We start from the raw sequence: 24053 nt of genomic DNA, 5'->3' as shown, positions 1-24053 counted from the left end.
CAAGCTGCGAGGGGGATAAAAGGCGACTCTGGTCTGGGTTTTCAACGTCAGTCGGCCCCGCCGACCTCACACAAGGACAAGACCATGAGCCGTAAAGCCATCCAATGGAGCGGTGTGTTCCCCGCTGTGACCACTCAATTCAAAGCCGATTTCTCCCTCGACCTGCAGGCCACCCACAAGGTCATGCGCAACCTGGTGGACGATGGCGTATCCGGCCTGGTGGTGTGCGGCACCGTGGGGGAGAACACCTCCTTGAGCACCGCGGAAAAACTGTCAGTGATCGAAGTCGCCAAGGACGCCGCCGGCGGCCGGGTGCCGGTGATCGCCGGGGTGGCCGAATTCACCACCGAGTTCGCCCGCCATACGGTGCGCGAAGCGGCCAGGGTCGGAGTCGACGGGGTGATGGTGATGCCGGCCCTGGTGTACTCGGCCAAGCCCCATGAAACCGCGGCGCATTTTCGTGCGGTGGCCACCGGTACCGACCTGCCGGTGATGGTCTACAACAACCCGCCGATCTACAAGAATGACGTCACCCCCGAAGTGCTGATCGCCCTGCAGGACTGCGAGAACATCGTCTGCTTCAAGGATTCTTCCGGCGATACCCGGCGTTTCATCGATCTGCGCAACGCGGTCGGCGATCGCTTCGTGCTGTTCGCCGGCCTTGATGATGTGGTGGTCGAGAGCGTGGCGGTGGGGGCCGAGGGCTGGGTCTCGGGCATGTCCGTGGCCTTCCCCAAGGAAGGCGAGACCCTGTTCCGCCTGGCCAAGGAAAAGCGTTTCGAGGAGGCCCTGGCCTTGTACCGCTGGTTCATGCCGCTGCTGCACCTGGACGCTCGTCCGGACCTGGTGCAGTGCATCAAGCTCTGCGAAGAACTGGTGGGCCGTGGCTCGTCCATCACCCGGCCGCCGCGTCTGGCACTGCAGGGTGAAACCCTGGCCGAAGTCAAAGCCATAGTCGCCAAGGCCCTGGCCACGCGCCCGAGCCTGCCGGACGTCGGCCTGTAGAAACTGGCCTGTAGGAGTGGGTCGGGCGCCCTGGGTGGGGGCGCCCGCTTTTGGAACATCACACGTGCTGCAAGCGTCGAGCGGTTCCGCCGACGTGACATTCGACCTGCCTATTCCAATAACCTCAAAAAGGCGCAGCCCCATGTCAGGCAAAGGTAAATTCAAGAAACAACTCTCTCTGGTGGACCTGACCTTTATCGGTCTGGGTGCGATCTTCGGTTCCGGCTGGCTGTTCGCTGCCAGCCACGTTTCGGCGATTGCCGGGCCGGCGGGGATCTTTTCCTGGCTGCTGGGCGGGTTCGCCGTGCTGCTGTTGGGCATCGTCTATTGCGAGCTGGGAGCCGCCCTGCCGCGGGCCGGTGGCGTGGTGCGTTACCCGGTGTTCTCCCATGGCCCGCTGCTGGGCTACTTGATGGGGTTCATCACCCTGATCGCCTTTTCCAGCCTGGTGGCGATTGAAGTGGTGGCGGCCCGGCAATACGCCGCGGCCTGGTTCCCGGCATTGACCCACGAAGGCTCCAGCAACCCGACCATCATCGGCTGGCTGGTGCAGTTTGCCCTGTTGTGCCTGTTCTTCTGGCTCAACTACTACAGCGTCAAGACCTTCGCCAAATCCAACAATTTCATCAGCCTGTTCAAGTTCATCGTGCCGCTGCTGGTGATCGCGGTGCTGTTCACCTTCTTCAAGCCCGACAACTTCCACGTCCAGGGTTTTGCCCCGTTCGGCCTGTCGGGAATCGAGATGGCGGTCTCGGCGGGGGGCATCATCTTCGCCTACCTGGGGCTGACGCCGATCATCTCCGTGGCCAGTGAAGTGCGTAATCCCCAGCGCACCATTCCCATCGCGCTGATTCTCTCGGTGCTGCTTTCGACCTTGATCTACGGCCTGTTGCAACTGGCCTTTCTGGGGAGCATTCCCACGGAAATGCTGGCCAACGGCTGGAGCGGCATCAGCAAGGAATTCTCCCTGCCGTACCGCGACATTGCCCTGACCCTCGGGGTCGGCTGGCTGGCCTATCTGGTGGTGGCCGATGCGGTGATCTCCCCCAGCGGCTGCGGCAACATCTACATGAACGCCACGCCACGGGTGGTGTACGGCTGGGCGCGGACCGGGACCTTTTTCAAGATCTTCACCCGCATCGATGAACAGTCCGGCATCCCGCGTCCGGCGTTATGGCTGACCTTCGGCCTATCGGTGTTCTGGACCCTGCCGTTCCCCTCGTGGGAGGCACTGATCAACGTGGTTTCGGCGGCCCTGGTGCTCAGTTATGCGGTGGCCCCCATCAGCGTCGCGGCGTTGCGCAAGAGTGCACCGCAGATGCCGCGGCCGTTCCGGGTCAGGGCGTTTGCCTTGCTCGGCCCGGTGTCCTTCGTGATCGCGGCGTTGATTGTCTACTGGTCCGGCTGGGGCACGGTGTCCTGGCTGCTGGGGCTGCAGATCCTGATGTTCGTGATCTACCTGCTGTGCAAGCGCCTGGTACCCACCGATCACCTGAGCCTGGGGGAACAGGTCCGCTCGTCCCTGTGGCTGATCGCCTTCTACGCGTTGACCATCCTCATTTCCTACCTGGGCAGCTTCGGCGGCATCGGCGCCCTGAGTCACCCCTACGACACCCTCACCGTCACTCTCATGGCCCTGTGCATCTATTACTGGGGGGCCAATACCGGGGTGCCCAGCGCCAAGCTGGTGCTCGATGGCGATGAGGTGGAATGACCACGATCACGATCACGATCACTTTCACGCAGACGAGGTAATCCATGACTGTTACGGGACAGATGCTGATAGGTCACACCGCCGTGCTTGGCGGCAATGGCTCGGTTCATGGGCTGGCCGCCGCCAGTGGCGAGGTGTTGCAACCGGCTTTCGGTGGCGCTTCGGCAGCAGAGCTCGAGCGCGCCTGTGCCTTGGCCCAGGCGGCCTTCGATCCTTATCGCCAGCTGCCGCTTGCACAGCGGGCGGCATTTCTGGAGAGCATTGCCAGCCATATTCTGGCGTTGGGCGAGGAGCTGATTGAGCGCTGTCAGTTGGAAACCGGCTTGTCCCGGGCCCGCCTGGAAGGTGAGCGGGGGCGCACCGTCGGCCAGTTGCGCCTGTTTGCCCAGGTGGTCCGTGACGGCGGTTTTCTCGGGGTCAGGATCGACCCGGCGCAACCTGAGCGTCAGCCTCTGCCCCGGGTCGAGCTGCGCCTGCGGCATATCGGCCTGGGCCCGGTGGCGGTGTTTGGCGCGTCGAACTTTCCCCTGGCGTTTTCCGTGGCCGGCGGCGACACCGCCTCGGCCTTGGCGGCGGGTTGCCCGGTGATCGTCAAGGCCCACTCGGCGCACCCCGGTACATCAGAGCTGGTGGGGCAGGCCATTGTCCGGGCCGCGCAGAGCCTGGGGTTGCCCGAGGGGGTGTTTTCGCTGCTGTTCGACAGTGGCCGGGCCATCGGCCAGGGGCTGGTGGCGGACCCGCGGATCAAGGCGGTGGGGTTCACCGGCTCGCGCACGGGCGGGGTCGCGCTGATGCAGATCGCCGCCTTGCGCCCTGAGCCGATTCCCGTGTACGCCGAGATGAGCTCCATCAACCCGGTGCTGTTGTTGCCCCAAGCCCTGGAGGCACGGGCGGAGCAGATTGCCCCGGCGTTCGTTGCCTCGCTGACCCAGGGCGCCGGGCAGTTCTGTACCAACCCGGGCTTGATCCTGGCCCTGGAAGGCTCGGCATTGCAGCGCTTTGAACACGCTGCCGCAGCAGCCCTAGATACACAGGCGGCGCAGACCATGCTCACTCCAGGCATTCACCGCAGTTACTGCCAGGGCGTTGCCGCCCTGGCGGCCCATCCCCAGGTGCAGGTCTTGGCCCAGGGCCTGGCGGGGCAGGGCAGCCAGGCCCGAGGCGCGTTGCTCGCCACCTCGGCCGAGGCCTTCATGGGCTGCGCAGCATTGCGCGAGGAGGTCTTTGGCCCGGCCTCGTTGATCGTGCGTTGCCCGGACTTTGCTGCCTTGCAACAGGTGCTGCAAAGCCTGGAGGGCCAGTTGACCATTGCGCTGCACCTGAGCGATGGCGACCACCCCCAGGTCCGGACGCTGCTGCCGCTATTGGAGCGCAAGGCCGGACGCCTGTTGGTCAACGGCTTCGGCACCGGGGTCGAAGTGGGCCACGCCATGGTTCATGGCGGTCCGTTCCCGGCCACCTCCGACAGTCGCAGCACCTCGGTGGGCAGCCTGGCGATCCAGCGTTTTCTGCGTCCAGTGTCTTACCAGGATCTGCCGGAGGTGTTGCTGCCTGTCGAACTGTCCAGCGGCAATCGGTTGCAGGTGCCGCAACTGATCGATGGCCAGGGGCCGATCAGCCCCACAACAAACTCTCCCACAGGAGCTTTCACTCACTGCTCATAGAGGTTCCACCATGTCTGAATACATCACCCTGTCACTGGACGAAGTCCGCCGCCTGTCTTTCCAGGTGCTCAGCCGACATGGCCTGTCCGACGCTCACAGTCGGGCGATCGCCGAGGTCATCACCCAGGGCCAGCGTGACGAATGCCATTCCCACGGGGTGTATCGCCTGCTGGGCTGCGTGCGCTCGGTGCGCGAAGGCAAGATCGACCCCCGGGCCGAGCCCAGCTTGCGGCATGTCTCGCCCGGGGTGCTGGAAGTGGATGCCCATTACGGCTATTCCTTGCTGGGTTTCCACACTGGCTTGCCGGTCCTGGCGGAAAAGGCCCGCAGCCAGGGGATCGCCGCCATGGTGATCAAGCGCTGTTTCCACTTTTCCGCCCTGTGGCCCGAGGTCGAGGCGATTGCCGCCACCGGGCTGGTGGGCCTGGCGATGAACCCCAGTCACAGCTGGGTGGCTCCGGCCGGTGGCCGGCACCCGGTATTCGGCACCAACCCCCTGGCCTTTGCCTGGCCGCGACCGGGGGGCGATCCTTTTGTTTTCGACTTCGCCACCAGCGCCATCGCCCGCGGCGACATCGAGTTGCATGCACGCCAGGGCAAGCCGATTCCCGGGCACTGGGCCATCGATGCCGACGGCGAGCCCACCACGGATGCCAAGGCTGCATTGCGCGGTGCCATGCAGACCTTTGGCGGACACAAGGGCTCGGCCTTGGCAGCGATGATCGAATTGTTGGCCGGGGCCCTGATTGGCGACCTCACCAGTGTGGAATCCATGGCCTTCGATGAGGGCGTCGGGGCTACGCCTTGTCATGGTGAGCTGGTGCTGGCGTTCGATCCCCAGGTGTTTCTGGGGCAGGGGTATCAAGCGGGACTGGAGCGGGCGGAGGGCTTGTTCGCAGGGATTGCCCGGGATGGTGCGCGGTTGCCGTCCCAGCGCAGGTTCGAGGCGCGGGCGCGCAGCCTGGAGCACGGGGTGCAGATTCCTCGGGAGTTGCTGGAGGAGATCCGGCGTTTGCTTTAGGGGGTGTTTGCCGGCGGGCAGGGACTGGGTTCATGTGACGCCTTCGCTGGCAAGCCGGCTCCTACAACCTCCGTAGGAGCCGGATTGCCGGCGAAGAGGGCAAGCCCTTAGAAACGCAGGTTGGCCGCCAGCTCGGCAGAACGGCCCGGAGCGACGATGGCGAACATGCCGACGTGGGAGGCGTCGTAGTAGGTCGCGTCGGTGAGGTTGAGGACGTTGAACTGCAGGTCCAGGTTCTTGTTCACCCGATAGGCCAGCATGGCGTCGTAGCGCCAGTAGGCATCGAGGCTGCGGGTGTTTTCGTCGTTGGTGTAGCGCTCGCCCACATAGTTGGCGCCGGCACCGACTTTCAGGCGGTCGGTGAGCATGTAGGTGCTCCAGACCGAGGCGCTATTGGGGGCGATGAACTTCATCTGGTTGCCGTTGAAGTTGGATTTTTCACCCGAGGCGTACTTGACGGTCTTGGCATCCAGGTAGGTGTAGCCCGCCACCACTTCCCAGAGGTCGGTCAGGTGACCGGTGGCGCTCACTTCAAACCCTTTCACTTCGACATCGCCATCCAGGGTCACTTCGTTGCTGATCGGGTCGTAGGTCCGGGCGTTGGTCTTCTCGGTCTTGAACACGGCTGCGGTCAGGGCCAGGCGCTCGTTGAGCAGGTCCCATTTGGTGCCCAGTTCGAGGCTGCGGCTCTTTTCCGGGTCCAGGTTGCTGAGCCGGCCGCCCGCTGCGCCATCGGCGCCGCCCGACTGCCCGGCGGTTTCGCCCGAAGGGTTGAACGAGGTGCCGTAGGACAGGTAGATGCTGCCGTAGGGCAGGGGCTTGAAGACGATGCCACTTTGGTAGGTCCACATATTGCTGCGGTTGCTTTGGCTGGGGTCCCTGACGTGATAGGCGTCATAGCGCACACCCAGGTTCAGGTCCCATTGTTCGTGCAGGGCCAGGGTGTCCATCACGTAGACGGCACGGTTGTTGTGTTTGGTGGCGGTGTGCTGGCCGTTGCCCCGTGGTATCGGGGTGAACGGGTCCTTGGGGTTGGGCTGGTTCAGGTCGCCGAGATCGGCACTGCGGGAGTTGCCGTAGCGATTCTTGACGTCGATCCGTTCCCGGGAAAACTCCAGGCCGGCGCTGTAGCTGTGGCCGATGGTTCCTGTGTCGAACTTGCCGAAGATATCGGTCTGGTTGATCAGCGAGGCGTTGGTCACGTTGCGCCCGCGAGCGGTACGTTGCACGGTGTTCGCCCGCTCCTGCGCCGCCGAGGCGATCGGCCGGCTCATGATGTAGTCCTGCATGCTGCGGCCCTGGCGGGTGGTGTTGCGCAGGGTCAGGTGCTCATTGAAATCATGTTCCAGCTGCAAGGTCGCGAGGTCTGCCGAGGTCTTGCGGAAGTCGCGCTTGGTGAGGCCGTAGAAGTTGTCCCGATCGACCTTGACCGGCTTGCCGCTGATTTCCGACACCGGAATGCCCTGGTCGGGCATGTCGTCGGTCTGCATGTGGTAGTAGCTCAAGGTGCCGCGGGTCGCGGTGCCCAGGCCGAAGGAGAAGCTCGGTGCCAGGCCCCAGCGGCTGACTTCGACGTTGTCTCGCCCCGGGGTGTCGGCTTCGTGCTTCATGGCGTTCAGACGCAGGGCCATGTTCTGTTCGGGCAGGTACTGGTTGAGGTCGAGGGTGCTGCGGCGCTGATGATCGGTGCCCAGGGTCAGGCTGCCGGTGGCGAAGTTTTCCTGTTGCGGCACCTTGCTGATCAGGTTGATGGTGCCACCGGTGGAACCGCGTCCCGAGTAGGCCGAACCCGGGCCTTTGACGATCTCGATCTGCTCGTAGTTGAAGACTTCATGGTTCATCCGGCCGACATCGCGGATGCCGTCGATCATGATGTCGGTGCTGGCCTCGAAGCCGCGGATGAAGGGGCGATCCCCCAGCGGCGTTCCGCCTTCCCCGGCGCCGAAGGTGATGCCCGGGGTGGTGCGCAAGGCGTCGGTCAGGGTCGACACCGCACGTTCCTGCATCAGGGTGTCGGTGATGATGGTCACCGACTTCGGCGTTTCCCGCAGTGGCGCGGTGAACTTCACCGAGTCCGAGGCATCGCGCTTGTAGCCAGGCTGATGCACCCCCTGTACATGGGTCGGGGCCAGGGTGACAGGAGTCGCCTCGGTGGGACGCTTGGTGTCTTCAGGAGTGGCTCCCAGGCTGGCTTCGCTGAGGGCCATCAGACCGAGAGAGGTGGACCACAACTTCCAGGGTTGTGGGCGGGCGGGACTGGACATTGAGATAGAGCCTCCGTTTTATTTGGAAGCGATTCTCATTAGATAATTATTATCATTCAATCAGATAGTTCTGAACAATGGTGTCGAAAAGTGTATGCGTGGCTGTATACGAGGTGAGGGGGCTTGATCGGGTCTGCTGTGCGGAGCGACGTGTTTCTTGCGGCGGGCTGTTTTATTTTTCCGCCCACCGCTGTTTCATGGTCGACCATCAACCCAGGAGATCACGGATGAATCTGCACTTCGACACCCCCAACCTGATATTGCGTCCACGCACGCTCGAACACTTCGAGGCCTGCTTGCGCATGGACCTGGACCCTGAAGTCACGCGCTTCACTCCGGGGATCTGGGACGGTGGGCAATGGCATCGGGATTTCCTGCAGTCGCGCATGACCCAGAACTTTGGTGAGCGATGCGGTTATTGGGCGATCTTCGCCAAGGAGGCCCCGAACGATTTTCTGGGCTGGGTCTCGTTCATTCCGTTCGACGCCGTGGGCCCCGAGCTGGAGATGGGCTGGCGTCTGGTGCGGCGTGCCTGGGGCCGGGGGGTTGCCTCTGAGGCCGCCAGGCGCATTGTCGAGCACGCCTTTGCCGACCCGGAGGTCGAGCGGATTGTCGCTGATGCTCACATCGACAATGGCGCCTCGTTGGCGGTGGCTCGTAAGATAGGTTTTCGTTTCACTCACGACGGCGAATTTGAAGGGCTGCCAAGCCGTTTTTTCGAAATGACCCGTGAGGATTTTCTTCAGCTGTCTGCCACCGGTTGAAGGGCTGCTAGCGATGGGGAGACGGGGCGCCGTCCTGTGGCACCCCGCAATGAAGGCCGTTGCCGGTCAGTTGCCGGTCAAAGGTGACGGCTGACCCACCACAGCACCAGGAAGGCGATGACTGCGGCCAGGGCTGACAGCTGGAACAGATTGATCAGCCATTTCAGGCCCAGGGGGAAGTTCTTGTAGTCCCGTACATCCATGCCGCCATTGCGCAGAAAGAGGTGGGGCATGGCGAACATCCCGCCAATGCACACCAGCATGCACAGACGGCTGAGGGGGTCCTTGCCCAGCAGCGGCATGCGAATGGCGATGACCCGGCAGCGGGCCAGGTACTTGACCATGTCATCGATCTTGAAATAACCCAGGTAAACCTGGATCACCAGGGACACCAGTCCGGACATGACCACCAGAATCCAACCCGCGGTATAAATATCTTTGGCGTTGCACATATCTATTCAGTGACCTCCTCAAGCTTCACGACCAGGCGTTCAGCGTCGCACTCCTCCAGTGAGCCCTGGCACGCAGGGCAGCCGACCACCATAGCACCCCTGGACCAAGGGCGGGCGCAGGGCTCCCCGGGGCCTTGGGCAGGGGTGTTGTTGCGACCATAGCCAGGGGCTGGCCCGGTCGACATGAGACGAGTACCAAAGAACGGGGGGGGGCGTGCAGAAGGGGAGGGGTCAGAGCTTTGCGCAACGCTCCACGTCGGCCTGGGTAGTGACTTGGGTATCGATGCCCAAACGGTACTTGCAGTAGTCGATGATCATCTGCCGGTACTCGGGGGTGAGTTTTTCCACGCGCCGGTAATCGCCGTCATTGGCGTGGATATTGAAGAACTCCAGGCGCAGAGTCGGGGACTGTTTGATAAACCAGCGGGTGTGGGTCTCAGCTTCTTCCAGCTCGGTGTAGTAGCCGACGTTGAGCACCACCAGCAGGCCGACGAACAGCAGGAAGACGAGTTTTTTCATGGTACGGCTCCATCCGTGGGCAGGGCGGCGCATGGTTCCGGCTTTGCTTCTGCTTGGCAAGGGCCTGGTCATGAATTGTCACGCTTGTCGCCGGCAGGTTCAGCCAGCAGACAGTCGCAGACTGTTAAAAGATTCGGACGCCCGGCAGGAGCAGGGTAGTGACAAGGGGGCAAGGAGGTCGGGACGCTGGAACCGGCCTTGTGATGCAGTAACAAAGAAAGCGATCTGCGGATCGCTTTTTTTGTCCTCGCAAGGTGCGCACCTGCCGATCTGCCAGGGGTTGCAGAGGGCGGCTGGAACAGGGTGCAATAGCCGGCAAGGTCTCTTTGTCATTGGGCGCAAGCGCTCTGGACCGGTCCTTTCAAGGTCGCGATAAATTTTCCAGGGAAATACCGTTCGTCCGACGGATGGAATTGGCAAGCACTAGTCACTGCGTCATGCTGTCGATGGATGTCGTAATGCCACTACTTTGGGCGCGGCCCGTTCCCAGGTGGCGTTTTCCCCCTGCGATGCTGAGATAGGTTTTCTGATGAGTGTGTTGATCCTGCCTGAGGCGCGGTATGCCCGATAAGGCGTTGGCCGAGGAGCAGCGCCTGGCTGCCCTGTATGCCCTGGAGCTGCTGGACACGGCTCGTTGCGAGCGTTTCGATCGTATTTGTCGTCTGGCGGCGGAATACTTCAAGGTACCCACGGCCCTGATCACCCTGGTGGATCGGGACCGCCAGTGGTTCATGTCGCGAGTGGGTTTTGTCGCCGAGCAGACCCCTATCGATCAATCGTTCTGCGCCTACACCATCAAGTCCGGTGATGTGTTTGAAGTGGAAAACGCCCGCCGGGATGTGCGCTTTCATGCCAATCCGCTGGTTACCGAAGATCCTTGCATCGGCTTTTATGCCGGCGCGCCGCTGATCACGTCCACTGGCCACGCCATCGGCAGTTTGTGCGTCATCGATAAACAGCCCCAGCGCTTGAATGCCATTGAACGCCAGCAACTGCGGGATCTGGCGTCCCTGGTGATGGAGCAGATCGAACAGCGTCAGCGCCAGACCCGTCGCGATCCAGTCAGCAGTCTGCCCAATCGGGAACAATTCCAGAGCGACCTGTACGACCTGGCGGAACAGCATCCTGGCGAAAAGCGCGTGCTGGTGCTGGTGGATGCGGTGGACATGACCGTGGCTCACGAGCTGACCCTGGCCATGGGCATGGCTCCGTTCGAAATCATCGTGCGCTTTCTGGCCCAGCAACTGCTCGCCTACCTGGGACGGCATGTGCGGGTGTATCACGTCTCGGTCAAGCGTTTTGGCTTCCTGCTACCGGCAGCGCCGGGCATCGAACGTTTTCTCGAAGGGCTGGTGCGGCGTTTGCGGCGCCAGCCGCCGGGCCTTGAGCTGCCGATGATTCCGGGGGTATGTGCGGGCACCGTGGAGTTCTCCACGGACCGCGATGCGGTGCCGGACGTGCTGCGCAAAGCCATGTTCGCCCTGGAGCTGGCGGCCTTGAAGCGCAGCACCTGGGCGCCCTATGACGTGGTGCGGGATCAGGCCTATCGACGTGCCTTCAACTTGGCCTCGGACATCAGCGAAGCCCTCGACAGCGGACAGATCTACCTGATGTTCCAACCGCGCTTTGCCCTGCCCGACGGTGCCCAGGTCAGCGCCGAGGCACTGATCCGCTGGGATCATCCCTGGCTGGGACCGGTTTCCCCGGCGGAATTCATTCCGGTCATGGAGCGTAACGCCTTGATCCACCGGGTGACCCATTGGGTGATCAACGCGGTGCTTGAGAGGCTGCACAGCTGGGGCTCCAGCGATGTACAGCGCCTGTCGATCAACCTGTCCCCCCAGGATTTCGAGGACCAGGACATTGCCGATGTGCTCAGGGATGCCTGCCTGCGTCACCGTATCGATCCTCGGCGCCTGGAGGTGGAGATCACTGAGGGTGCCTGGCTGCGTTCCAACCCAAGGGTGCTGGATCAGTTGAGCAAGATACGTGGCCTGGGCATGGACGTGGCCATCGATGATTTCGGTACCGGCTACAGTAACTTCGCCTACCTGCATCAGATTCCCGCCAATGTGGTGAAACTCGACAAGTCCATGGTCACGGACCTTGAGAGCAGCGCCCAGCACCAGAAGATCACCCGTTCGGTCATCGCCCTGGCCAGGGAGTTGGGCTATCGCACCGTGGCCGAGGGTATCGAGAGTTTCAAATGCCTGCAGATGCTGCGGGCCTTTGGCTGCGACGAAGCCCAGGGCTATTTCCTGGCCCGGCCCATGGCCCAGGAAAAATTCCTCGCTCGCAGCGGGGCCCGGCGTTTTCCGTTGCAGGGTGGCATCTAGACGCCTGCTAAGGGCGATGGCTGCCTCAACGCTGGGCAGCCACCAGCAGCATCATTGGCCGTTCCCGCTCTTCTTCCAGCGCCGGTTGCTGAAGCACCTGCTGCGCCGTGGGGCCCCACTCTTCGACATGACGAATGCTGAACCCTGTGTCGATCAGAGTGTTGAGCAGGGTGCCCAGGGTCCGGTGCTGCTTGATCACGCCTTCCGCCAGCCAATGGGTTACCCGCTCGCCTTCCTGCTGGTAGCTGTCCAGCGGCCAGGACTTGCGGCCCTGGTCATCCACCCGCCAACCCGGGTTGCGCGGAGCCATGAAGATCGGGTGCTCGATGGAGAACACCAGACGCGCCCCGGGTACCAGGGCGGCATGGACCTGGGTGAACAACCCGCGCAAGTCCTTGATGTAGTGCAGGGCCAGGGAGCTGTAGGCCAGGTCGAAGCGGCAGGTGGGCAGGCTCAGGTGTTCCAGGTCGGCCCGCTGATAATCGATGTTGGGTGCCGAGGTGCTGGCGCGAGCGGTCGCCAGCATCTTTTGCGAAACGTCCAGGCCCAGTACCTGCTGGGCTCCCTGTTCGCTGGCCCAGCGGCTGAACCAGCCATAACCGCAGCCCAGGTCCACCACCTTGAGCCCGTTCATGGCAGGCAGTAGTGCCTGCAGGGCCGGCCATTCCGGTGCCGCATCCAGGCCGCCGAGGGAGCGGCCCATCTGGCTGTAGCCCTGAAAAAAGGTCGGATCGTCGTAAATGTTCTGGGTCATGTAGCGTTTCCTTCAGGTTCGTGTGCAGCCGTGGTGTCGGGCGGACCATGCAAAAGATGCGGCTGAGGGTTTTCCTCTAACCCTGTCACGGCGGATTTTCACTCAGTGTGGGTTATGCATTATCGTGCGCCACGCCTCAAACGATCAGCGTCGTCATCGACACCAACCCAACCGATACCGGTGGGTGATCGTCTGTAAGGGCCAATCGAATCCCCCGAACCCGGGTCTGTACCCTAAGCGAGGAATCTTGGGCAAAGCGAGAGTGATAGGCACGACAGTAGAGGCTATTCATGCTGCCGAGATGGCATTGGGGCGAACCTTGCCCAGGTCGTTCGTGGACTGGCTTCTGGAGCACAACGGCAAGGCGCAGGGGGGGCTGGAAGTATTTCCTGTCTTTGATGCGCGTGATCCCCGCAAGACCTGGGAGTCGATAGTCCGGCATTTCGAGCAGGGCTGGCAGGCCTGGCAAGACACCTTCTCCGACATCGCGCTCGACTTCTCCAGCCTGCTGCCGTTCGCTCAATTTGGCACGGGCGACTATTACTGCTTCGATTACGCCGTACTGGGTGATACCGGTGAGCCGGTCGTGGTGCTCTGGTCCCATGAGACGGGCCGAACCTGCGTCGTTGCGGATGGCTATGCGGCCTTCTTGGCCAATCCTGATCGGCAGTGCCAGGCATCAGGCTGATGCGCTCTTGGCAAAGGTCGGTGCTTAAACAGCGGCGCCCCAATCATCTGCACGAGGCTTGGGCTTGATTCGCCAGGTTTGCTGCTGGGGGGGAGGAGATCGTTTGAGTTAACGACTTGAGAAGCTACTACAGATATCTGCGCGAGCCCGCAGATTGGGGAAGTGGAGCGGGTGAAGGGAATCGAACCCTCGTTATCAGCTTGGGAAGCTGGAGTAATGCCATTATACGACACCCGCTCGAACGGCTGACTTTGTACCAGATGTGGCCGGGGATTTGAAGTTTTTCTTTATCTGACTTGTGCTTGCGTGTCGGTTGAGGTCGCCACAGGTGCGTCACGCGCCAGGAAAAACAGGGTTTTTCAAGACGGGGTGACGGCCTGTGGCGACGGGGTTTCAGATGGCTCGTGCATGCTGATCCTGAACATAGTGTGGACGCGAGCGGTTGTCGTACTGAGTTGGCTTGAGGAAACCCATGAGTGCCTGGCGACTGTCGCGGCAGGCTGCCTTGTGTTCCATATCGAGAAAATGCCCGGTGGCCTGGATGGTGCTGAAGCTTGAATGCTGCACGTGGTTGGCGAACAGACGGGCGTCGTGGGCCGAGGTGTATTCGTCCCATTCACCGTTGATGAACAGCACCGGTACTTGGATGTTCTTCGCCGCCCGCAAGTAGCACTGGCGATCGCCGTTGAGCACATGGCTGATGTGAAAGTGCATCTGCCCGTACTCGTGCTCCGCCAGGCTGCTGACGTGGCGATAGTTGAAACGCTTGAACAGCGATGGCAGGTGCTTGCCGATGGTGTCGTTGACCAGGTGACCGACGCGATGGCGGTCGAGGCTGCCAAGGTAGTCGACGCCGCGCTCCAGGTAGTCGCGCATGGGTTCGTTGATCACCGGCGAGAACGAGCTGATCACCGCCTTTTCGATGCGTCGTGGACACTGGGACAGGGCCTGCAAGGCCGCGGCGCCGCCCCACGAGAACGACAGCACATGCTCGGCGGCGAAGTGCTCGATCAACTCCAGCAGGATCTGCCCCTCCACTTCCTTGGTGAGCATCCGTTCGTGCCTGTTGTGGGCCTTGGACCGTCCCGCGTAGGGCTGGTCGTAGAGCACCACGTTGAATTGCGGGTGCAGGTTCTTCACGGTCTGGGCAAATGACGCAGTGGTGGCCATCGAGCCGTTGACCAGAATGATGGTCTTGTCTGCGGCATCTGCGCGATAGAACTCCGTGTAAACCCGATACTGACCCTGTATATCCAGCACAGCGATTTCTGGCCTCATGTCATAAGACTCCTGGCAAGCGGGTATGCGCGCAACATTGAGTGTGCACGGGCAATGTGACAGGTAGGCATACGCCTGGAATGGGAGCCCATGTCGATCCGGTAATGCAGGTCGACGGGTGTTGTTATAGGCGGGCGATTTACCGGGTTGAATGCAGAGCAGGCAGGGCTCAGGCCGGCAAAAGGTTTCTTAGATATGTGTTGGTGACTCATCGGTCACATTTCGGCCGACGGACTGATTCAAGCAGGGCAACCGGGAACCTGCAAGTGCATTGGACAAATTGTTCGACAGCTTCTGCCCAGCGGTCATTCAGAGGGCAGGGGGCATCAGATCAGGCGGATTTCGTCTGCGCTGAGGGGGCGGTATTCGCCGGGGGCAAGGCATTCATCCAGCACCAGTGGTCCCATGCGTTCGCGGTGCAGGCGCACAACCTTGTTGTTGAAGTGACCGAACATCCGTTTGACCTGGTGATAGCGCCCCTCGACGATGCTCAGTCTGGCGCTGCGGGGGCCGAGGATCTGCAACTGCGCGGGCAGGGTGGTGAGGTCCTCGAAGGCGAAATACAGGCCCTGGGCGAAGGTCTCGATGTACTCGGGGCCAATCTGCGCTTCGGTCTCCACGTAGTACAGCTTGGGCAACTTGGTCTGCGGCTGGGTCAAGCGTCGCGACCAACTGCCGTCGTTGGTGATCAGCATCAGTCCGGTGGTGTTGTAGTCCAGGCGCCCGGCGATGTGCAGTTCCTGAGGGTCCGGCTCGTGGATCAGCTCCAGCACGGTTTTGTGCTCGGGGTCTCGGGTGGCGCTGACGCAGCCCATGGGTTTGTGCAGCATGAAATAGCGCGCCGGCTTGCCGCTCTGGAGCACTTCCTCATCCAGCTCGACACGACTGAACTCCCGAACCTCGGCCTTGGGGTCGCTCACTGGCTGGCCGTCGATGCGGATGCGTCGTTGCACCAGCAACAGGCGCACCTGCTGACGGTTGAAGCGGGGCAGGTTGCTGAGGAAACGGTCAATGCGCATGGTGATCGGCGGCTGGGGGCAAGGTGAGGAGGTTCAGGAGCGCGGTAAGGTGCCGGCGCGCAACTGCGCCTCGACCCCGGCACAGCGGGGGCACAGGCAGGAGCGGTCGCGCAGTTGTGGCGGCAAGGCTTCGATGATTGCCGGGTCGATGCTCACGCTGTAGCACCAGCAGGCTTGGTCCGCCGTCCGCGGGTCGGCCAGGGTGCAGTCGTTGCGGGCACCGCAGGCCGGGCAAAGGTCAGGTTCATTCATGGCTGGAGTGAGGCATTTCCACACAGGTTCGATTGCGTCCGCTCTGCTTGGCGCGGTACATCGCATGGTCGGCACGGGACAGCAGGCTGTGCAGGGTGTCTTCCGATTGCAGAGCGGTCAAGCCGATACTGACGGTTAGTTGCAGAGGCTGCCCTTCATAGTAGTAGCGCTGTTGTTCGGTCTGCAGGCGGATCTTCTCGGCGATTACCAGGGCGGCGCTGCTCTCGGTGTCCTTGAGCAGGACGATGAACTCCTCGCCGCCCCAGCGGCAGACGATGTCGGACTGGCGCAGGCAATCCTGCAGGTCCCGGGCAAAACCGCTGAGCACCAGATCCCCGGCCAGGTGGCCGTAGGTATCGTTCAGGCGCTTGAAGTGATCCAGGTCCAGCAGCAGGGCGCACAGTGGGGTCAGGTCCCGTCGCGCCTCTTGCAGGGCCTGGGCTGCCAACAGGTCGAAGCCGCGACGGTTGGGCAGGCGGGTGAGGCTGTCGAGGGTGGCCTGGGCCTCGATCTTGCGCTGGTAGCGGCGCACCACGCCGCTGAGCAGGATCAGCACGATGCTGGTAATCACCAGACAGATCAGCAGGTTCAGGTACAGCGACTGGCGGATGCTGTTGAGGGCGCCGTCTTCGCGCTTGTCGACGAACAGGTACCAGTTCAACTCGGGAATGAAGCGAACATTGAGAAAGTGCCCCTGGCCCTGGGTCGAGTACTCATAGCTGCCGCTGTGAGGCTTGGGCTGCTGGTTCATCAGTTCCTTGAGGCTGTCCAGGTCATGCAGGGACTGGCCGCTGCGGGCGCCCTGGGGCCCGCCGTCGGCGCCGGTGAGGACGATGCGGCCGAAGGTGTCGACGAAGTACACACTGCGCTGGTAGCGCTGCTGGTACTTGTCGATCAGCTTGATCACCGCGTCCACCGTCAAGCCCACTCCGGCCGCCCCGATGAAGCGGTCCTGGTAGTCGTAGACCTTGTAGTTGATGAAGAAGGTCAGTTTGTCCTGGTTGGCCAGGTCCGGATCGACGTTGATTTCGTAGGGCGTGGCCATGTCGCGTACGCGAAAGTACCAGGCGTCTCGGGGCTCATCGACCTTGACCTTCTTCAGCACGCCCTTGGCCTGGTAATAGGTGAGGCTGGTGTTGGAGACGAAGAACGCGGTGTAGGCCTCATAGTGGGTCATGACCTCGTTGAGGTAACGGGTCATCTGGGTGGGGTTGTGTTCACCGGCCACCACCCAGTCACGCATGAAGGTATCGCGGGCCATCATCGAGGAGATCAGGACCGGACGTACCAGGTCCTTCTGGATTTCCGAGTACACGGTGTCGGAGGTCAGGGGCAGTTCGGTGTTGACGATGCTGTCGCGGATCGAGTCTCGGGAAGCGTAGTAGCTGAGCAGGGAGGTGGCGAGGAAACCACTGCCCAGCAAGGTGATCAGTGCCAGTACCAGCGAACGTTGCGAATACAAGGGAGAACGAAGCGGCATGGCGATTCCGTGATAGTGGCCCGATGACTCATTCTAGTGGCACGGCTTGGAAATAACTCGTTCATCAGCGCACTGAATTGTCTCGGAATCGATACACGGCATGGGGCTTTTCCGGTGCCGGAAGCGCAGGTCCCGAGTCGTCCTGATTAGGCGGTTACCGGCGGTCGAAGGACTTGTATCAATGTGTTGCCAAAATCGCACCAGAAGGGGTTTTCGCGGTCAGATATTTCGTCAGTCGGCCTGTTGTCGGCTGCCGCCTGCCAGCGTCGCTGGCGTGGCTTCTTCGCGGTCCAGGAGGCCGCCATGTATCGTCGACTTCTGCTTGTTGCATTACTGGGTCTGAGTCTTAGCGCGTGTGTCCCTTATTACGGTGGAGGTTCAAGCTATTACAGCTCCGAAGTCTACAGTTCCCCCGCGCCTGCCTATTACTACGGTGGCGGGTCTTCCTATTACTCCACTGGCCGCAGTTACTACGCACCACGCTACTACCAGCCGGCGCCCCGTTATTACCAACCGGCTCCGCGCTACTACCAGCCACCTCGGGCGGTGTACCGGCCTTATCCGAACCAGGGCTGGGGCGGGCATGATCGCCACAGCAACTGGGGCAACAACAATTGGGGCAACAACGGTGGCAACCGGGATTGGGGCGGTCACGGCGGACGTGGCGATCGTGACCGTGGCGACCATGGGCGAGGCGGTCGCGGTCATTGATTCCCAGTGGGCCACAAGCCTGTAGCCGCTGCCGGCGGCTACAGGCTTTTTAGTAATCCGTCAGGTCCGCCAGGGGATGGCGGCCTTCCCAGGCCTTGTGGAAATGCGCTTCCACCACCGCTTCGGGCACGCTGTTGATATCCGACCAATGCCAATGGGGCTGATGATCCTTGTCGATCAGGCGGGCACGCACCCCTTCGGCGAATTCCGGGTGCCGGCAGCAGTTCAGGCTCAGGGTGTATTCCATCTGGAATACCTCGGCCAGGGACAGGTAGCGGGCACGGCGGATCTGCTCCCATATCAGGTGCGCGGTCAGCGGGCAGCCCTCGACCAGCGTCTTGGCCGCTCGGCTGTAGAGAGCATCGCTGTGGTTCTGCAACTGGCTGATAGCACGCCAGGCACAGGCCACGTCACTGACGTCCAGCCAGGCATCGATCTGCTGCCGACGCGGCAGCCATTGGGCGTCGGGCAGTTGAGCCAATGCTTCCTGCTGCAAGGCCTTGAGCAAGCTGTTGAGTTGCCTTGGTGTCTGTTCCTGCCAGTTCAACTGCAACAGCCCCTCGATCAGTGCTTCCTGTTGTTCGTCCAGCAGGAAGCGGTCGGCGAGGTTCAGGTCCAGGGCATCGCGGCCATTCATGTGGGCGCCGGTCAGCCCCAGGAACAAGCCGAGCTTGCCGGGCATCCGCGAGAGGAACCAACTGGCGCCGACGTCGGGATACAGGCCGATGCTGATTTCCGGCATTGCCAGGCGACTGCTGGGGGTGACGATACGAATCCCGGCGCCTTGCAGCAGGCCCATGCCGCCGCCGAGCACATAGCCGTGGCCCCAGCAGATCACGGGTTTGGGGTAGGTGTGCAGGCGATAGTCGAGACGGTATTCCGCTGCGAAAAAATGCCCGGCCAAGGCCGGCACTTCGCCGGGGTGATCGAGGCAAGCCTGGGCCAGGCTGCGTACCTCGCCGCCGGCACAGAAGGCCTTGGTGCCGTTACCCCGCAGTAGCACACAGACCACTTGCGGATCCTTGGCCCAAGCGTCGAGGCGCTCGCTCAACTGCTGGATCATGGGCAGCGACAGGGCATTCAGGGATTTTTCCGCGTCCAGGGTGGCAATGGCGATGCGTGCGCCATCGGTGCCGGTGAGTTCTTCGACGTGCAGGTTCATCGTGACCTCGAGGGGAAATAGGAGCGATCAGTATGATCGCTGGTAGGGAAAGTGCCGGTTCTGTGTCAGATCAATTGACAAGCGAAGTCGGCTTTCCTAGGGTGCGGCCATTGTTTTTTTCACGGGCCAGGCCATGACTGCTGACGATCGTATCAAACTCGAACCGAGCTGGAAGGAGGCGCTGCGTGCCGAATTCGAGCAGCCCTACATGGGCGAACTGCGCGAATTCCTGCGCCAGGAACATGCCGCCGGCAAGGAAATCTATCCACCGGGTCCGATGATCTTCAATGCCTTGAACTCGACGCCGCTGGACAAGGTCAAGGTGGTGATCCTCGGCCAGGACCCGTACCACGGACCGGGTCAGGCCCACGGTTTGTGCTTCTCGGTACAGCCCGGGGTGCCAGCGCCACCCTCGCTGGTGAACATCTATAAAGAGCTCAAGCGTGACCTCAACATCGACATTCCTAACCACGGCTACCTGCAAAGCTGGGCCGACCAGGGCGTGCTGATGCTCAACACCACCATGACCGTGGAGCGGGCCAACGCGGCGTCCCATGCGGGCAAGGGTTGGCAGTTCTTCACCGATCGGATCATCGAAGTGGTCAGCGAGCACCAGCCGCACCTGGTGTTCCTGTTGTGGGGGGCTCACGCCCAGAGCAAGCAGAAGCTGATCGACGCCACCAAGCATCTGGTGCTGACCTCGGTGCATCCTTCGCCGCTGTCGGCCTACCGCGGCTTTCTCGGTTGCGGGCATTTCAGCCGCACCAACAAATACCTTGAGCAGAACGGCGAGACGCCCATCGAGTGGCGCCTGCCGCCGGTATGATCAAGGCCCTTTCGCCGGCAAGCCGGCTCCTGCATTCCCTGTAGGAGCCGGCTTGCCGGCGAACAAGGTTCTCAGTCCCTGTTCCAATGCCGAAACAACGGCTCCGCGAGAAACAGCACGAACAACAACCTCATCACCTGCATGGCGGTCACCAGTGGCACCGACAGTTGCAGGGTCTCGGCCGTGAGGCTCATTTCCGCGATACCGCCGGGCATCATGCCCAATGTCAACGAGCGTAGATCCAGGTGGGTCAACACACTCAGGCCCAGTGCCGCGAGGCCGGCGATCAGCATGGTCAGGGCGGTGCCGATCAAGGTCCGTCCCATGAACGACGGCGCACGGCGAAAGAACTGTCGATTGAAGTGACAGCCCAGGCCGCTGCCAATCAGCCATTGGCCCACCTGACTGCCGCCCTCGGGCAGGCCAATGTGCAGGTCCCAGGCGATGCTCACCGTAGCGCTGAGCAGCAAGGGGCCGAACAGCCAGGGGTTGGGTTGACGCAGACGCTGCCAGATCCAGGCCAGTAGTGCGCCCGCCGGAAACAACAGGGCCAGCCACTGCCAGTCCACAGTGGTGGCATGCAGGGCGGGGGTACCTTCTCCTAGCAGATATTTGAAGGCCGCTGGCACGCAGAGCACCACGGTCAGTACTCGCAGGCTCTGTCCAGCCGCCACGCGGCTGAGCACCGCGCCATTGCGCGCGCCCAGATTGACCATCTCCCCGGAGCCACCGGGCATGCTGGAGAAAAATGCAGTGGCCCGGTCCTCTCCGGTACGCCGCAGCAACCAGACTCCGACCACGCTGGACAGGCTGGTCACCAGGGCACCGAAGAAGATCAGGCCAAAGTGGCTCATGACCTGCGCCATCACCAGTGGGGTGAAGTGCAGGCCAATGCCGATGCCGACGACCCATTGCCCACATTTGCGGCCGCCGGGAATTTCCGCCAATTGCCAGGGCGTCAGGCAGCGCACCAGGATGATCGCCAGCAGCGAGCCGACCATCCAGGGCAGCGGCCAGCCGATCTGGCTGGCGAGATAACCGCCAGCCAGGCCCACCAGGGGCGTGCCCCACCATTGTCTGAAGCGGGCTTCAGACATCGGCCACGGCACGTTGCTGGGCCGAACGCTTGCGCCAGATACGCAGCAGCGGCATGAACAGCATGATGAGGGTCAACACCCAGACCCCGACCGTGATCGGGCTCGACCAGAGGATCTCTAGCGCGCCATTGGAGATCGACAGCGCCCGGCGCAGGTTCTGTTCCATCAAACCGCCGAGGATGAAACCCAGCAATACCGGGGACAACGGGAAGTCGAGCTTGCGCAGGATGTAGCCGAAGATGCCGATGCCCACCATCAGGAACAGGTCGAAGGTGGTGGCGTGCACTGCGTAGACACCAATCCCGGTAATGATCGCGATCACCGGCACCAGGGCCCAGTTCGGTACGGCGAGGATGCGGGTGAAGATGCGGATCATCGGGATGTTGAGGATCACCAGCATGATGTTGGCGATGAACAGGGAGGCGATCAGGCCCCAGACGATATCCGGCTGCTGCTGGAACAACAGCGGACCGGGGGTGATGTTGTACAGCGACAGGGCGCCGATCATCACCGCCGTGGTGCCGGAGCCGGGAACGCCGAGGGTCAGCATCGGCACCAGGGCACCGCAGGCCGAGGCGCCGATGGCGGTTTCAGGGGCCGCCAGGCCGCGCTTGTCACCTTCACCAAAGGTGCCGCTGGCGCCGGCGATGCGCTTCTCGGTCATGTAGGCCACGGCGCTGGCCAGGGTTGCGCCGGCACCGGGCAGTACGCCCATGATGAAGCCCAGCAGGCCGCAGCGGATGTTCACCACGAACACCGAGGCCGCTTCCTTGAAGTTGAACATCATGCGTCCGGTGGCTTTCACCGCTTCCTGGCCGCGATGGGTCTTCTCCAGCAGCAACAGGATCTCGCTGATGGAGAACAGGCCCAGCACCAGCACCACGAACTGGATGCCGTCGGTGAGGTGGATGTTGTCCCCGGTGAAGCGGTACACGCCGCTGTTGGCGTCGATGCCCACCGCCGACAGGAACAGGCCGATCAACGCGGCAATGAAGGTTTTCAGCGGTCGATCGCCGGCCATGCCGCCGAGGCAGACGATGGCGAACACCATCAGTACGAAGTATTCCGCCGGACCGAAGGCGATCGCCCACTTGGCCAGCAGCGGGGCGAACAGCACCATGCCGCAGGTGGCGATGAAGGCGCCGATGAACGAACTCCAGGCCGAGAGTGACAAGGCCACGCCCGCCAGGCCTTTGCGTGCCATGGGGTAGCCGTCCAGGGTGGTCATCACGGTGGAGGCTTCGCCAGGAATGTTCAGCAGGATCGAGCTGATGCGGCCGCCGTATTCGCAACCCAGGTACACCGCCGCCAGGAGGATCAGCGCCGACTCCGGCGGCAGGCCCAGGGCGAAGGCAATGGGGATCAACAGGGCCACGCCGTTGATCGGGCCCAGGCCCGGGAGCAGGCCGACCACGGTGCCGATCAGGGTGCCGGACAGGGCGGTGACCAGGTTGTAGGGGGTCAGCGCAACGCCGAAGCCCTGGCCCAGATAACTGAGGTTATCCATATCAATTCTCCAGAACGTCGAGCAGGCCGAGGGGCAGTGGTACGTCCATGACCCGGTCGAACAACCAGTAGAGGCCGACACTGAGCAGGCTGATGATCACCAGGCTCGGTAGCCAGCGGCCGCCGTAGAGCCGTGCCATTGGTACACCGATGAGGATGCTGGCGACGATGAAGCCCAGGGGTTCGAAGGTTCCGGCGAACACCAGCAGCAAGGCGACGCAGACTGCGATCTTGCTCAGGGTTGCACGGTCCAGGGGCGGTTCTTCTTCACTGTGCTTGATGGGGGCCGGACGCAGCAGCATGTACAGCAGGGCCAGGCCCATCAGGCCGAGCATCAGCAAGGGGAAGGCCCGCGGGCCCACGGGTTCGTAGGAAAAGGCCGCCTGATACGGCCAGGCCATCAGTGCCAGGCCGGCACAGGCCAGCAGCAACACCGCAGCGAAGAGACGTTGAACGAGCATGGCTAACTCCCGGGCGCGGCCCTCGATGCGCGAGGGCCGGGCCGTCAGAAAGGGTCGGTCACTGGATCAGGCCGAACTCTTTGGCCAGGGTCTTGTAGTCGGCCACCTGTTTTTTCACATAGGTGTCCAACTCGGGGCCGGTGAGGGCGAAGGGGAAGAGTTCGCGCTGATCACGCAGCTTGGCGAACTCTTCGGAGGCCAGCAGCTTGTCGAAGGCATTTTTCCACCAGGCGTATTCCTCGTCGGTGACTTTCGGCCCGAGGTAGAAACCGCGTACCACTGGCCAGACGATGTCGTAGCCCTGCTCCTTGGCAGTGGGGATGTCTTTCATTTCCGGCTCGTCCAGACGCTGTTCGGAGAACACCGCCAGCAGGCGCATGTCGCCAGCCTGGATATGGGGCATGGAGTCGGAGATGTCGGTGCTGCCGACCTGAATGTGTCCACCCAGCAGGGCGGTGGCGATTTCACCGCCGCCTTCCAGGGCGACGTAGCGCAGGTCCCGGGGGTTGATCCCGGCGGCCTTGGCGATCAGTGCGGTCTGCATCCAGTCCTGGCTGCCCACGGTGCCGCCGGAACCTATCACTACCTTGCTTGGATCTTTCTTAAGAGCCTGGACCAGATCGTCGAGGGTCTTGTAGGGCGAGTCGCTTTTCACGGCGATGGCCCCGTAGCTGGTGCCGACCGCTGCCAGCCAGCGCACTGCGCTTTCATCGAAACGGCCGAACTTGCCCTGGGCCAGGTTCAGCAGCGAGCCGCTGGACCAGGCCACCAGGGTTCCGGCGTCGGCGGGACGCTGGGCCACCACGGCGTTGTAGGCCACGGCACCGACACCGCCAGGCATGTAGGTCACGCGCATCGGCTTGGTGAGGAGTTTTTCGTTGACCAGGGCGCTTTGCGCCAGCTTGCAGGTCAGGTCGAAACCGCCGCCGGGGGAGGCCGGTGCGATGCATTCCGGGCGCTTGGGCTCGGCGGTCGCGGCCAGCAGTTGGCCGGCGAACAGCAGGCAGCCGGCGGCGAGGGCTAGTTTGCGCAGTGAAAGGTCCATGAACGTCTCCACAGGAGTTGTTGTTATCGGTATGT

22 protein-coding genes and 1 tRNA gene are annotated in these 24053 nt (G+C 62.5%); 9 read left to right on the top strand and 14 right to left on the bottom strand.

Annotation, left to right across the window (positions count from 1 at the left end):
* Nucleotides 1-84 precede the first annotated feature (84 nt).
* From FW796_RS01565 to FW796_RS01550, 4 genes are all read left to right on the top strand, one after another.
* Nucleotides 85-1005 (top strand): dihydrodipicolinate synthase family protein, encoded by a 921-nt coding sequence (locus FW796_RS01565; protein ID WP_110595058.1) that lies wholly within the window; start codon nucleotides 85-87, stop codon nucleotides 1003-1005.
* A 142-nt stretch (nucleotides 1006-1147) separates the two neighbouring features.
* A complete protein-coding gene (locus FW796_RS01560; RefSeq protein ID WP_346634932.1) occupies nucleotides 1148-2719 on the top strand; it encodes an APC family permease in 1572 nt (523 codons plus the stop codon).
* Between the two features lie 44 nt (nucleotides 2720-2763).
* Nucleotides 2764-4383 carry an aldehyde dehydrogenase (NADP(+)) gene (locus FW796_RS01555; protein WP_446438934.1) on the top strand — a complete coding sequence of 540 codons (1620 nt, stop codon included), beginning with the start codon at nucleotides 2764-2766 and terminating at the stop codon, nucleotides 4381-4383.
* Between the two features lie 10 nt (nucleotides 4384-4393).
* Nucleotides 4394-5404 (top strand): Ldh family oxidoreductase, encoded by a 1011-nt coding sequence (locus tag FW796_RS01550; RefSeq protein WP_346634930.1) that lies wholly within the window; start codon nucleotides 4394-4396, stop codon nucleotides 5402-5404.
* Nucleotides 5405-5511: 107 nt separating this feature from the next.
* Here FW796_RS01550 and FW796_RS01545 read toward each other — a convergent pair whose 3' ends face one another.
* Nucleotides 5512-7668 carry a TonB-dependent receptor gene (locus FW796_RS01545; protein ID WP_346634929.1) on the bottom strand — a complete coding sequence of 719 codons (2157 nt, stop codon included), beginning with the start codon at nucleotides 7666-7668 and terminating at the stop codon, nucleotides 5512-5514.
* 227 nt (nucleotides 7669-7895) lie between these two features.
* Between FW796_RS01545 and FW796_RS01540 the strand changes: the two genes are divergently transcribed.
* Nucleotides 7896-8432 carry a GNAT family N-acetyltransferase gene (locus FW796_RS01540; RefSeq protein ID WP_346634928.1) on the top strand — a complete coding sequence of 179 codons (537 nt, stop codon included), beginning with the start codon at nucleotides 7896-7898 and terminating at the stop codon, nucleotides 8430-8432.
* Nucleotides 8433-8509: 77 nt separating this feature from the next.
* Here FW796_RS01540 and FW796_RS01535 read toward each other — a convergent pair whose 3' ends face one another.
* On the bottom strand, nucleotides 8510-8884 hold the full coding sequence (locus tag FW796_RS01535; protein WP_110595061.1) for a hypothetical protein: 375 nt from the start codon (nucleotides 8882-8884) through the stop codon (nucleotides 8510-8512).
* A 231-nt stretch (nucleotides 8885-9115) separates the two neighbouring features.
* On the bottom strand, nucleotides 9116-9403 hold the full coding sequence (locus FW796_RS01530; RefSeq protein WP_346634926.1) for a hypothetical protein: 288 nt from the start codon (nucleotides 9401-9403) through the stop codon (nucleotides 9116-9118).
* Nucleotides 9404-9963: 560 nt separating this feature from the next.
* On the opposite strand from FW796_RS01530, the gene FW796_RS01525 reads away from it, so the two are divergent.
* Nucleotides 9964-11739 carry a putative bifunctional diguanylate cyclase/phosphodiesterase gene (locus FW796_RS01525; protein WP_346634925.1) on the top strand — a complete coding sequence of 592 codons (1776 nt, stop codon included), beginning with the start codon at nucleotides 9964-9966 and terminating at the stop codon, nucleotides 11737-11739.
* A 25-nt stretch (nucleotides 11740-11764) separates the two neighbouring features.
* Here the strand turns inward: FW796_RS01525 and FW796_RS01520 are convergent, their stop codons facing one another.
* Nucleotides 11765-12493 (bottom strand): class I SAM-dependent methyltransferase, encoded by a 729-nt coding sequence (locus tag FW796_RS01520; RefSeq protein WP_346634924.1) that lies wholly within the window; start codon nucleotides 12491-12493, stop codon nucleotides 11765-11767.
* Between the two features lie 262 nt (nucleotides 12494-12755).
* Here FW796_RS01520 and FW796_RS01515 point away from each other — a divergent pair, with 262 nt between their 5' ends.
* Complete coding sequence (locus tag FW796_RS01515) at nucleotides 12756-13181, top strand: SMI1/KNR4 family protein (RefSeq protein WP_446439097.1); 426 nt, start codon at nucleotides 12756-12758, stop codon at nucleotides 13179-13181.
* Between the two features lie 163 nt (nucleotides 13182-13344).
* Here FW796_RS01515 and FW796_RS01510 read toward each other — a convergent pair.
* The 5 genes from FW796_RS01510 to FW796_RS01490 form a co-directional block, all read right to left on the bottom strand.
* Nucleotides 13345-13418: transfer RNA gene (locus tag FW796_RS01510), tRNA-Gly, on the bottom strand.
* A 156-nt stretch (nucleotides 13419-13574) separates the two neighbouring features.
* Nucleotides 13575-14459 carry an alpha/beta fold hydrolase gene (locus FW796_RS01505; protein WP_346634923.1) on the bottom strand — a complete coding sequence of 295 codons (885 nt, stop codon included), beginning with the start codon at nucleotides 14457-14459 and terminating at the stop codon, nucleotides 13575-13577.
* A gap of 326 nt (nucleotides 14460-14785) precedes the next feature.
* Nucleotides 14786-15478 carry a 16S rRNA pseudouridine(516) synthase gene (locus FW796_RS01500; protein ID WP_446438933.1) on the bottom strand — a complete coding sequence of 231 codons (693 nt, stop codon included), beginning with the start codon at nucleotides 15476-15478 and terminating at the stop codon, nucleotides 14786-14788.
* Nucleotides 15479-15511: 33 nt separating this feature from the next.
* Entirely contained in the window at nucleotides 15512-15730 is a 219-nt protein-coding gene (locus FW796_RS01495) for a cysteine-rich CWC family protein (protein ID WP_102861583.1), read from the bottom strand.
* Nucleotides 15723-17210 (bottom strand): sensor domain-containing diguanylate cyclase, encoded by a 1488-nt coding sequence (locus FW796_RS01490; protein WP_346634921.1) that lies wholly within the window; start codon nucleotides 17208-17210, stop codon nucleotides 15723-15725. The genes FW796_RS01495 and FW796_RS01490 overlap by 8 nt, the downstream gene beginning before the upstream one ends.
* A gap of 303 nt (nucleotides 17211-17513) precedes the next feature.
* Between FW796_RS01490 and FW796_RS01485 the strand changes: the two genes are divergently transcribed.
* A complete protein-coding gene (locus FW796_RS01485) occupies nucleotides 17514-17921 on the top strand; it encodes a hypothetical protein (RefSeq protein ID WP_346634920.1) in 408 nt (135 codons plus the stop codon).
* Nucleotides 17922-17970: 49 nt separating this feature from the next.
* Here the strand turns inward: FW796_RS01485 and FW796_RS01480 are convergent, their stop codons facing one another.
* Nucleotides 17971-19083 carry an enoyl-CoA hydratase/isomerase family protein gene (locus tag FW796_RS01480; protein WP_404938565.1) on the bottom strand — a complete coding sequence of 371 codons (1113 nt, stop codon included), beginning with the start codon at nucleotides 19081-19083 and terminating at the stop codon, nucleotides 17971-17973.
* Between the two features lie 133 nt (nucleotides 19084-19216).
* Between FW796_RS01480 and ung the strand changes: the two genes are divergently transcribed.
* Nucleotides 19217-19909, top strand: coding sequence for a uracil-DNA glycosylase (gene ung / locus FW796_RS01475; protein WP_346634918.1), 693 nt, complete (start codon nucleotides 19217-19219; stop codon nucleotides 19907-19909).
* Nucleotides 19910-19980: 71 nt separating this feature from the next.
* Here the strand turns inward: ung and FW796_RS01470 are convergent, their stop codons facing one another.
* From FW796_RS01470 to FW796_RS01455, 4 genes are read right to left on the bottom strand one after another with little or no spacing between them, the layout of a single operon-like run.
* Nucleotides 19981-21006: an AbrB family transcriptional regulator gene (locus FW796_RS01470; protein ID WP_346634917.1), complete on the bottom strand. Its 1026-nt coding sequence runs from the start codon at nucleotides 21004-21006 to the stop codon at nucleotides 19981-19983.
* The gene (locus tag FW796_RS01465) at nucleotides 20999-22513 is read right to left on the bottom strand and encodes a tripartite tricarboxylate transporter permease (protein WP_446438932.1); all 1515 of its coding nucleotides are present in this window, start codon (nucleotides 22511-22513) and stop codon (nucleotides 20999-21001) included. Before FW796_RS01465 ends, FW796_RS01470 begins: the two co-directional genes overlap by 8 nt.
* A gap of 1 nt (nucleotide 22514) precedes the next feature.
* Complete coding sequence (locus FW796_RS01460; RefSeq protein WP_404938571.1) at nucleotides 22515-22973, bottom strand: tripartite tricarboxylate transporter TctB family protein; 459 nt, start codon at nucleotides 22971-22973, stop codon at nucleotides 22515-22517.
* 58 nt (nucleotides 22974-23031) lie between these two features.
* Nucleotides 23032-24018, bottom strand: coding sequence for a Bug family tripartite tricarboxylate transporter substrate binding protein (locus FW796_RS01455; RefSeq protein WP_346634914.1), 987 nt, complete (start codon nucleotides 24016-24018; stop codon nucleotides 23032-23034).
* Between the last annotated feature and the right edge of the window lie 35 nt (nucleotides 24019-24053).

It is taken from the genome of Pseudomonas sp. 910_21 (assembly GCF_052850735.1).
Note: the sequence above shows the minus strand (reverse complement) of the source record. Positions and strands in the feature narration are given on the sequence as shown.

Bases quoted from the DNA above. Each gene is read 5' to 3' on its own strand.
- FW796_RS01460 (WP_404938571.1), bottom strand. From the start codon at position 22,973: ATGCTCGTTCAACGTCTCTTCGCTGCGGTGTTGCTGCTGGCCTGTGCC.
- FW796_RS01485 (WP_346634920.1), top strand. From the start codon at position 17,514: ATGTATCGTCGACTTCTGCTTGTTGCATTACTGGGTCTGAGTCTTAGC.
- FW796_RS01470 (WP_346634917.1), bottom strand. From the start codon at position 21,006: ATGTCTGAAGCCCGCTTCAGACAATGGTGGGGCACGCCCCTGGTGGGC.
- FW796_RS01540 (WP_346634928.1), top strand. From the start codon at position 7,896: ATGAATCTGCACTTCGACACCCCCAACCTGATATTGCGTCCACGCACG.
- FW796_RS01530 (WP_346634926.1), bottom strand. From the start codon at position 9,403: ATGAAAAAACTCGTCTTCCTGCTGTTCGTCGGCCTGCTGGTGGTGCTC.
- FW796_RS01490 (WP_346634921.1), bottom strand. From the start codon at position 17,210: ATGCCGCTTCGTTCTCCCTTGTATTCGCAACGTTCGCTGGTACTGGCA.
- FW796_RS01535 (WP_110595061.1), bottom strand. From the start codon at position 8,884: ATGTGCAACGCCAAAGATATTTATACCGCGGGTTGGATTCTGGTGGTC.
- FW796_RS01565 (WP_110595058.1), top strand. From the start codon at position 85: ATGAGCCGTAAAGCCATCCAATGGAGCGGTGTGTTCCCCGCTGTGACC.
- FW796_RS01495 (WP_102861583.1), bottom strand. From the start codon at position 15,730: ATGAATGAACCTGACCTTTGCCCGGCCTGCGGTGCCCGCAACGACTGC.
- FW796_RS01455 (WP_346634914.1), bottom strand. From the start codon at position 24,018: ATGGACCTTTCACTGCGCAAACTAGCCCTCGCCGCCGGCTGCCTGCTG.
- FW796_RS01500 (WP_446438933.1), bottom strand. From the start codon at position 15,478: ATGCGCATTGACCGTTTCCTCAGCAACCTGCCCCGCTTCAACCGTCAG.
- FW796_RS01520 (WP_346634924.1), bottom strand. From the start codon at position 12,493: ATGACCCAGAACATTTACGACGATCCGACCTTTTTTCAGGGCTACAGC.
- FW796_RS01560 (WP_346634932.1), top strand. From the start codon at position 1,148: ATGTCAGGCAAAGGTAAATTCAAGAAACAACTCTCTCTGGTGGACCTG.
- FW796_RS01505 (WP_346634923.1), bottom strand. From the start codon at position 14,459: ATGAGGCCAGAAATCGCTGTGCTGGATATACAGGGTCAGTATCGGGTT.
- FW796_RS01480 (WP_404938565.1), bottom strand. From the start codon at position 19,083: ATGAACCTGCACGTCGAAGAACTCACCGGCACCGATGGCGCACGCATC.
- FW796_RS01550 (WP_346634930.1), top strand. From the start codon at position 4,394: ATGTCTGAATACATCACCCTGTCACTGGACGAAGTCCGCCGCCTGTCT.
- ung (WP_346634918.1), top strand. From the start codon at position 19,217: ATGACTGCTGACGATCGTATCAAACTCGAACCGAGCTGGAAGGAGGCG.
- FW796_RS01465 (WP_446438932.1), bottom strand. From the start codon at position 22,513: ATGGATAACCTCAGTTATCTGGGCCAGGGCTTCGGCGTTGCGCTGACC.
- FW796_RS01525 (WP_346634925.1), top strand. From the start codon at position 9,964: ATGCCCGATAAGGCGTTGGCCGAGGAGCAGCGCCTGGCTGCCCTGTAT.
- FW796_RS01545 (WP_346634929.1), bottom strand. From the start codon at position 7,668: ATGTCCAGTCCCGCCCGCCCACAACCCTGGAAGTTGTGGTCCACCTCT.
- FW796_RS01555 (WP_446438934.1), top strand. From the start codon at position 2,764: ATGACTGTTACGGGACAGATGCTGATAGGTCACACCGCCGTGCTTGGC.